The 8294-nt window shown below is 69.7% G+C and carries 9 protein-coding genes and 1 rRNA gene; all 10 read right to left on the minus strand.

The window, feature by feature from the left end:
• Positions 1-113: 113 nt before the first annotated feature.
• Entirely contained in the window at positions 114-1184 is a 1071-nt protein-coding gene (locus ACWC24_RS41565) for a lysophospholipid acyltransferase family protein (protein ID WP_450668119.1), read from the minus strand.
• 14 nt (positions 1185-1198) lie between these two features.
• Positions 1199-2260, minus strand: a complete 1062-nt coding sequence (locus ACWC24_RS41570) for an NAD-dependent epimerase/dehydratase family protein (RefSeq protein ID WP_392623860.1) — start codon at positions 2258-2260, stop codon at positions 1199-1201.
• Positions 2261-2508: 248 nt separating this feature from the next.
• Positions 2509-2607, minus strand: coding sequence for a 30S ribosomal protein bS22 (locus tag ACWC24_RS41575; protein WP_003948845.1), 99 nt, complete (start codon positions 2605-2607; stop codon positions 2509-2511).
• Positions 2608-2738: 131 nt separating this feature from the next.
• Positions 2739-2951: a helix-turn-helix domain-containing protein gene (locus tag ACWC24_RS41580; RefSeq protein ID WP_015658719.1), complete on the minus strand. Its 213-nt coding sequence runs from the start codon at positions 2949-2951 to the stop codon at positions 2739-2741.
• A gap of 131 nt (positions 2952-3082) precedes the next feature.
• Positions 3083-3898, minus strand: coding sequence for a phosphatase (locus ACWC24_RS41585; protein ID WP_450668120.1), 816 nt, complete (start codon positions 3896-3898; stop codon positions 3083-3085).
• A gap of 346 nt (positions 3899-4244) precedes the next feature.
• On the minus strand, positions 4245-5417 hold the full coding sequence (locus ACWC24_RS41590) for an acetoin utilization protein AcuC (protein WP_450668121.1): 1173 nt from the start codon (positions 5415-5417) through the stop codon (positions 4245-4247).
• Complete coding sequence (locus tag ACWC24_RS41595) at positions 5368-6591, minus strand: MFS transporter (protein WP_450668122.1); 1224 nt, start codon at positions 6589-6591, stop codon at positions 5368-5370. Before ACWC24_RS41595 ends, ACWC24_RS41590 begins: the two co-directional genes overlap by 50 nt.
• Positions 6592-6657: 66 nt before the next feature.
• Positions 6658-7404 (minus strand): VC0807 family protein, encoded by a 747-nt coding sequence (locus tag ACWC24_RS41600; protein WP_450668123.1) that lies wholly within the window; start codon positions 7402-7404, stop codon positions 6658-6660.
• 92 nt (positions 7405-7496) lie between these two features.
• On the minus strand, positions 7497-8141 hold the full coding sequence (locus ACWC24_RS41605; protein ID WP_450668124.1) for an HAD family hydrolase: 645 nt from the start codon (positions 8139-8141) through the stop codon (positions 7497-7499).
• 62 nt (positions 8142-8203) lie between these two features.
• Positions 8204-8294 (minus strand): 5S ribosomal RNA (gene rrf / locus ACWC24_RS41610); the annotation flags it as partial.

Consider the following 8294-nt stretch of genomic DNA (forward strand, 5'->3'; position numbering starts at 1 on the left):
GGGTCTCCTCCCCCCCGGCCGCGGGATCCACCCGCCGGCCACCGTGGTCGGGGGTGGGGGGCGGCCTTCCCGGGAAGGCCGCCCCCATCGCCGTACCCCCGGCTACGGGGAACTCAGAAGAACACCGACCGGCGCTGCACCAGCAGCTTGTACAGCGTGTGCTGGATCTGCTCCCTGACCTGGTCGGTCAGATTGAACATCAGCATCGGGTCCTCGGCCGCCTCCGGCGGATAGCCGTCCGTGGCGATCGGCTCGCCGAACTGGATCGTCCACTTCGTCGGCAGCGGGATCGCGCCCAGCGGACCGAGCCACGGAAAGGTCGGCGTGAGCGGGAAGTACGGAAATCCCAGCAGCCGCGCCAGCGTCTTGGCGTTGCCGATCATCGGATAGATCTCCTCCGCCCCGACGATCGAGCAGGGGATGATCGGAGTGCCCTGGCGCAGTGCCGTGGAGACGAAGCCGCCCCGGCCGAAACGCTGAAGCTTGTAGCGCTCGCTGAAGGGCTTGCCGATGCCCTTGAAGCCCTCCGGCATCACTCCCACCACCTCGCCCTGGGCGAGCAGCCGTTCGGCGTCCTCGGTGCAGGCCAGGGTGTGGCCGAGCTTGCGCGCCAGTTCGTTGACCACCGGCAGCACGAAGACCAGGTCCGCGGCGAGCAACCGCAGATGCCGACCCGCCGGGTGATGGTCGTGCACGGCGACCTGCATCATCAGGCCGTCCAGCGGGAGCGTGCCGGAATGGTTGGCCACGATCAGGGCGCCGCCCTCGGCCGGGATGTTCTCGATGCCCTTGACGTCGACCCGGAAGTATTGGTCGTACAGCGGCCGGAGCAACGACATCAGGACCTGGTCGGTGAGCTCCTTGTCGTAGCCGAAGTCGTCGATCTCGTAGTCCCCGGTGAGGCGGCGGCGCAGGAACGCCAGCCCGCTCGCCACCCGGCGCTCCAGACCGCTGCCCGCGTCGTCCTGCGGTCCCTGGAAGGGCTGTTCCTCGTGCGTCACAGGAACATCATCATCCTGTCCGGCCGCGGAGGTCGGCAGGGGCTGCACCTGCTGCACCTCGCGGACCAGGGCGGGTTCACCGCTCTTGCGCCGGCTTCCCCCACCGCGGCGCCGCGACGGCCGCTGCACGGCGCTCCCACGGGACCGGTCGTCGTCGAACGGAATGACCTTGGCGTCCGCCATCGTTGGTGCGCTCCTCAGTTGGCGCTCGGCGTCTGGGGGTGACCGCCGCCCGCGAGGGGCAGCGCGGCGATCCGGTCGACGGCCCCCGCGAGGGCCTCCGGCGGCAGCAGCCCGGGTCCCTGGCTGCGGGCGAAGTCCGCGAACGTCTCCGCGGTCGTGTACTTCGGCGTGAATCCCAGCGTCTCGCGCATCTGGTCGGTCGACACGACCCGGCCGTGGGTGAGCAGCCGGATCTGCTCGGGCGAGAAGTCCGTCATCCCCAGCGTACGCACCAGGGACCCCGCCCAGGTGACCGCGGGGAGCAACAGCGGCACCGTGGGGCGGCCGAGCCGCCGGGAGCACTGGGAGAGCAGCAGGACGCCGTCCCCGGCGATGTTGAACGTCCCGCTGTTGAGGGTGCCGCGGGCCGGCTCGTGCGAGGCGATCCGCAACACCTCGACCACGTCGTCCTCGTGCACGAACTGGAGCCGCGGGTCGTAGCCGAGGACGGTCGGCAGCACGGGCAGCGCGAAGTACGACACGAGCGGCGTGTCCGCGGTCGGGCCGAGGATGTTGGCGAACCGCAGGACGCAGACGGCCACGTCGGGCCGCCGCCGCGCGAACCCCCGTACGTACCCCTCGACCTCGACCGTGTCCTTCGCGAAGCCGCCGCTGGGCAGCGACTTGGGCGGCATCGTCTCGGTGAACACGGCCGGATCGCGAGGCGCGGACCCGTAGACGTTCGTACTGGACTTCACCACCAGCCGTTTGACGGTCGGGGACTTCTGGCAGGCGCCGAGCAGCTGCATGGTGCCGATGACGTTGGTCTCCTTGACCGTGGTCCGGCTGCCGCTGCCGAGGGCGGTGGCGGTGACGTCCAGATGGACGACCGTGTCCGCGTTCGTCTCGGCGAGCACCCGCGCTATGGCGGGCTGCCGGATGTCGGCCTGGATGAAGTCGGCGCCCCCGAGATGGTGCTCGGGCGGAACGGCGTCCACGGCGACGACCCGGTCCACCTGTGGGTCGCGCTGGATGCGCCGGACGAACCGGCCCCCCAGTTGACGGGCCACCCCGGTCACGAGCACGACCTTGCCCAAGATCAGCGCCTTCCTTCCCGACCTCGCACCCTGCCCGGGTCTCGTCACCGGCCCAGGCCTCGCACCCTGCCTGCGTTCCCCGTCTGCGGCCAACTTAGCGGGTCGATATTGCGCTGTGATGACCGCGCAATGCACGAAGCGACGGCGAGTGTCGCAAAACAGTGGTTCCGAACACGGGTTCCGGATAGGGCTGTGGCCCCCCACCGATCGCGGTGGAGGGCCACAGTGACACGCTTTCGCGCTGTCGCCTACTTCTTGTTGCGACGCTGAACGCGCGTGCGCTTGAGCAGCTTGCGGTGCTTCTTCTTGGCCATCCGCTTGCGCCGCTTCTTGATAACAGAGCCCACGACTACCCTCGCTCACTTCTCATCACTCGGTGCTGGGCGCCATGGGCCCATACGACCTACGAGGGGCTAGCCTACCCGCCCGAGCGCTGAGGTCGTAATCGAGGTGTTTCCGGGCCTTCCCGAAACAGCCGTCAGGCTGTCTCCACCCCCACATAGCTCTCACGGAGGTACTCGTGTACCGCTTGCTCCGGGACGCGGAAAGACCTCCCCACCCGGATCGCGGGCAGATGACCGCTGTGCACCAACCGGTACACGGTCATCTTCGACACTCGCATCACCGAGGCGACCTCCGCCACGGTAAGGAACTGAACCTCGTTCAGAGGCCTCTCGCCGGCTGCACCCATGACACCCACCTGAACCTTCCGCACTCGACGGCCACCGGCTTCCCCTTCCGGTGACTCTTCGTCGTTGCGTGCTCACTCCCCAGACTAGGGGCGGGTGATGCGAGTGGGGAAGAGGTGCACCCATCCGCGGCCTACTGTGACAGACACGCTCGATTGAGTACGTAGCGGGTAAGCGGACGGTAGTAATCGGATCGCACGGCGTCATCAAGTGGAACTACCACGGACACGGACCCCTCGGCCTCGCCCACGAAGGGCGCGGGGTCGTCGGTGTCGGCCAGGCCGATGGCCTCGAACCCCAGCTGACCTGCCCCGCAGACCCATCCGTGGTCCCCGATGACCAACTCCGGGAGGGGCCCGCCGGCGTCGGCAGCCCCGGCCAGAGCGGTACGAACCGGGAGCGGCGAGTGCGTGTGTGCGCCCGGCTCACAACCGGGGCGTTCGGCGTCCGGTTCCCTTACGAGCGCGACCCCCTGTACGTAATCAAGGTTGTACGTGCGTAGACCGAACCGGGTCGTTATGTCGACACAGTGACCCTTCGCTGGGACGATGACGGTACATCCGGCCGCCGACAGCGCGTCCGCAAGCGCGGCGTAGAAGCCGAGGAGACGGTGCGGGTGACCGGTGCCGAGAAGCACGGGAGCACCGCGCCGGGCGACCGCCGCGAGCCGGTCGGCGAAGGCGTCGAGGGCAGCCAGGGTCCGCTCCGGGTCGATCACGTCATGACCGGAGACGCAATCGGGGTCGCCCGAGACCCCGCACTTGTCCGCCATCAGCCCGATCAGGTCACGCTGCGACCAGGACCACTCGGGATCGAGCCCGATCAGCACCCGGGGATCGCGGGCGGCGAACAGCCGATAGCTCCGCAGGCTCTCCTCCCGGGAGGTGGCCACGGGCCCGGCCAGATGCGCGGTCAGCAGATGGGCGCGCAGAGCGCCGGTGCTCAACACGACAGCGATGCTGACGCACCCACCCCACCCCCACCCCCGAAAACCCAGGAACACCGCACTGTTGGCCTAACCTCAGTCCGCCCCCAGGGGCCCGGGGACCTACGCACTGGGGGCACGGGGAACTGCGCAATCAGGGGCGCGGGGAACTGCGCGACAACCCACGACGGACCCGCAGCCCACCCGCAACGCCAACCCCCACCCACCCAGGGGCGCGGGGAACTGCGCGACCAACCACCTCGGACCCGCAGGTCCACAACACCGCCAGCCCGAGCAATCAGGGGCGCGGGGAACTGCGCGACAACCCACGGCGGAGCCGCAGGTCCACAACAACGCCCCCGGGAATTGGCTACGCCAACATCCCCCGCAACGGAAACACCGCCCGCCGCGTGGCAAGCACCGCCTGGTCCAGACGGTCGGCCGGGTCGTATCCGGACTCCCAGTCCGCCCAAGCCACCGGCCACCGCCCGTCGGTCATCCGCATCGGCGCCAACTGCCGGGTCCGCGCGAACACTTCCTGCCGCCAGCTCTCCGGAATCACCGTCTCCGGGGCGATCTCCCGCCCCGCCGCGATGCTCACCAGATGCGTCCACGACCGCGGCACGACCTCCACCACGGCGTACCCGCCCCCGCCCAGCGCGACCCAGCGCCCGTCGGCGTACGTGTGCGCCAGCTCGTGACAGGCCAGCTGCACGGCCCGCTGCGCGTCCAGCGACACCGCCAGATGCGCGAGCGGGTCCTCGAAGTGCGTGTCGGCCCCGTGCTGGCTCACCAGCACCTGCGGCCCGAAGTCCGCGATCAGCTCCGGTACGACCGCGTGGAACGCCCGCAGCCACCCCGAATCCCCGGTCCCGGCCGGCAGCGCCACGTTCACCGCCGTGCCCTCGGCACCCTCCGCGCCCGTCTCCTGCGGCCACCCCGTCTGCGGGAACAGCGTCCGGGGGTGCTCGTGCAACGAGATCGTCAGCACCCGCGGGTCCTCCCAGAACGCCGCCTGCACCCCGTCACCGTGATGCACGTCGACATCCACGTACGCGACCCGCTCGGCGCCCAGTTCCAGCAGCCGCGCGATCGCGAGCGCGGCGTCGTTGTAGACGCAGAACCCGGAGGCGGATCCGGGCATCGCGTGGTGCAGCCCGCCCGCGAAGTTCACCGCGTGCAGCGCGTCCCCGCGCCACACCGCCTCCGCCGCCCCCACCGACTGGCCCGCGATCAGCGCCGACACCTCGTGCATCCCGGCGAAGGCGGGATCGTCCACCGTCCCCAGCCCGTACGCCTGGTCGGCCGCCGCGGGATCCGCCGACGCGGCCTTCACCGCCTCGACGTAGTCCTGCCGGTGGACGAGCCGCAGGGTCGACTCCCCGGCCGGCTTCGCCGCGACCACGTCGATGTCCTTGTCGAGCCCGAAGGCACCGACCAGGCTCCGGGTCAGGGCCAGCCGGACCGGATCCATCGGATGGTCCGGACCGAAGTCATAGCCCGTTACTGCCTCGTCCCACATCAGCTGTGCGCGGCCGCTCATGCCCGTCACCGTATCGGTCCGATCGCGCGGCGAACGACTTGGCGTACGCCAACGTCACCAGCACCAACACCATCGGTACGAGCATGGCCCCGCGGTAGCTCCAGGCGTCCCCGAGCGCGCCCACCAGCGGCGAACCGATCAGGAATCCGACGTAGTTGAAGATGTTGAGCCGCGCGATCGCCGCGTCCGACGCCCCCGGGAACAGCCGTCCGGCGGCGGCGAAGGTCTGCGGCACCAGCACACACAGCCCCAGCCCCAGCAGGGTGAACCCGAGCATCCCGACCCATGCCCCGGGCGCCCCGGCCACCACGGCGAACCCGGCCGCCGCGACCAGCGCGCCCACCCGCACCACCGCCGCGGCCCCGAACCGCCGTACGCCGAAGTCCCCGATCGTCCGCCCGAGCAGCGTCGTCACCATGTACACGTTGTACGGGACGGTCGCCAGCTGCTCCGAGCTCCCCAGGGTGTCCTGGAGGTACTTCGCGCTCCAGTTGGAGACGGTCGAGTCACCGATGTACGCGAAGGTCATCACCAGGCAGAGCGGAAGCAGCAGCTTGAACACCAGGCCGCTTCCGGCGCCCTTCTCGGCGCCGCTCTCGCCGTCCACCGGCGAGGGGTCCCCGTCGACGTACCACCGGCTCCCGACCAGCGCGGCCGGCAGCAGCACCGCCACGACCGGCAGATACGACACCCACAGGGTCAGATGCCAGTGCGCTCCCGCCCATGCCAGCGACGCGCCGACGATCCCGCCCAGGCTGTACACGGCGTGGAAGCTGAGCATGATGCTGCGCCCGTACGTCCGCTGGAGGCTCACCCCGAGCATGTTCATCGACGCGTCCAGCGCGCCCACGGCAAGCCCGAACGCGGCCAGCGCGATCGCCAGCTCGACCATCCGGTCCCCGGCGCCGACGCCGAGCAGCGCCAGCAGCACGACCGGCTGGGACCAGCGCAGCAACAGGCTCGGCGGTATTCGCTTCACCAGCTGCTCGGTCGTCACACTGCCGACGCCCGCGAGGACGGGCACGGCGGCGAGGAAGGCGGGAAGGAGCGCGTCCGAGACGCCGTACCGGTCCTGGATGGCCGGGATCCGCGTCACGAGCAGGGCGAAGGCGGCGCCCTGGGCGAAGAAACTGAACGCCAACGAGGCCCTACCGCGCCGCAGCACATCTGTCATGGCGGCGAGCGTAGGGCCCCGGGCTACCTGTGGGTAGATCAAGCCAAAGATGAATTTCGCTCAGTTTTACCTGGTGGCGGCGACCGCGACGGCGGGACCACAGGTTCCGGCGGGCGTGGCCGGGCCGCAACCGCCGACCACCGCACCCTCGGACTTGGCCTCGGCGATGACCATGTGCGCCATGGGACCGGCGGCCAACGCGCCGCTGACGAGGAACCCGAGGGTCATCGCGACGACGAGGATCACCGAACCGAGCCAGACCATCGTGTCCACGGGGAGCGTGTACGCGCCCACGACCCGCACGGCGCACTCCGCCAGCAGCACCACACCCCACACCAGCGAGAAGACCCGCTCGGCCCGCCGGAAGGCCGGCGATCCCGCCTGGAGCCGCGCCCAGGCGGCCTCCCGCCCCGCGTCGCCCTTCACCAGCCAGGGCTTCATGCCGGCGGTCATCATCGGCTTGCCCAGGGCCACGGAGACCAGGACACCGATGGCGATGACGCTACTGACGCCGCTGTCCTTGGCCAGCATCAGCCGCGGGTCACCGGCGACGAAGCTGAGCAGCAGGGTGACCACGTTGACACAGAGGATCAGCATGGCGAAGCCGTTGACCGTGCGCTCCTTGGCAAGGCTCCACACGGTGCGCACGGCCGGCGCGACGCTGCTGAGTCCGAGCGCCATCAGCGTGCTCGTCCCGAACCCGTTCTTGAACAGGTAGTACGACCCGATCGGCACCGCCACGTCCACGAGGAGCGGCGCGAAGTTGGCGGCCTTGCTCTGGCTGCGGCTCTTGCTCTCGGTGTTCGTCGTCATGCCCTCAGCTTCCCGCTCGGGACGGGTCCGCCAGTAGAAACGATCGTCCCGAGCTCCGCATGACAAATGTCAGCGCGCCGCGCTGCCCGGGGTCACACCAGCAGGTCAGCCAACTCGCCGTGGTCCGAGAAGAGTTGGGTGGCTCCGGCGAGCCGCTCCGCGGGTGTCATGGCGGTGAACCCGTACACGTCCATCCCGGCCGCGACGGCCGCCTGCACCCCGAGGGGGCTGTCCTCGATGACGACGCACTTCTGCGGCGGGACGCCCATCCGTTCGGCCGCGTACAGGAACAGGTCCGGTGCCGGCTTCCCCCGCCCGACGTCCTGGGAGCTGAAGATCCGGTCCTCGTCGAACCAGCGGTCGAGCCCGGTCGTACGGTGTCCCACCCGGATCCGTTCGTGGCTGCCCGACGAGGCCACGCAGTAGGGCACGCCGTCCACCGTCAGCTTCGACAGGACGTCGGCGACTCCGGGCACGGGCTTCAACTCCCGCTCGAAGGCGGCGAACACCCGCGCATGGAAGACGTCGTCGAAGTCCGGGGGCAGTTGCCGGCCCGTGCGCTCCTGGACGAGGTCGTGGATCCGGTGCATCGCGGATCCCATGTAGTCACGGATGGAGTCCTCGTACGAGGTGGGGTGCCCGAGTTCCGTCAGATAGGCCGCCAGCAGCCGGTTGGAGATCGGCTCGCTGTCGACGAGGACTCCGTCGTTGTCGAAAATAACCAGGTCATAGCGCATGGGATCGAGCCTAGACGCAGAAAACCCCCGTGCCGAATGGCACGGGGGTTTTCTCAATATTTGTTCGGCGGCGTCCTACTCTCCCACAGGGTCCCCCCTGCAGTACCATCGGCGCTGTGAGGCTTAGCTTCCGGGTTCGGAATGTAACCGGGC

It is taken from the genome of Streptomyces sp. NPDC001443, assembly GCF_053597355.1.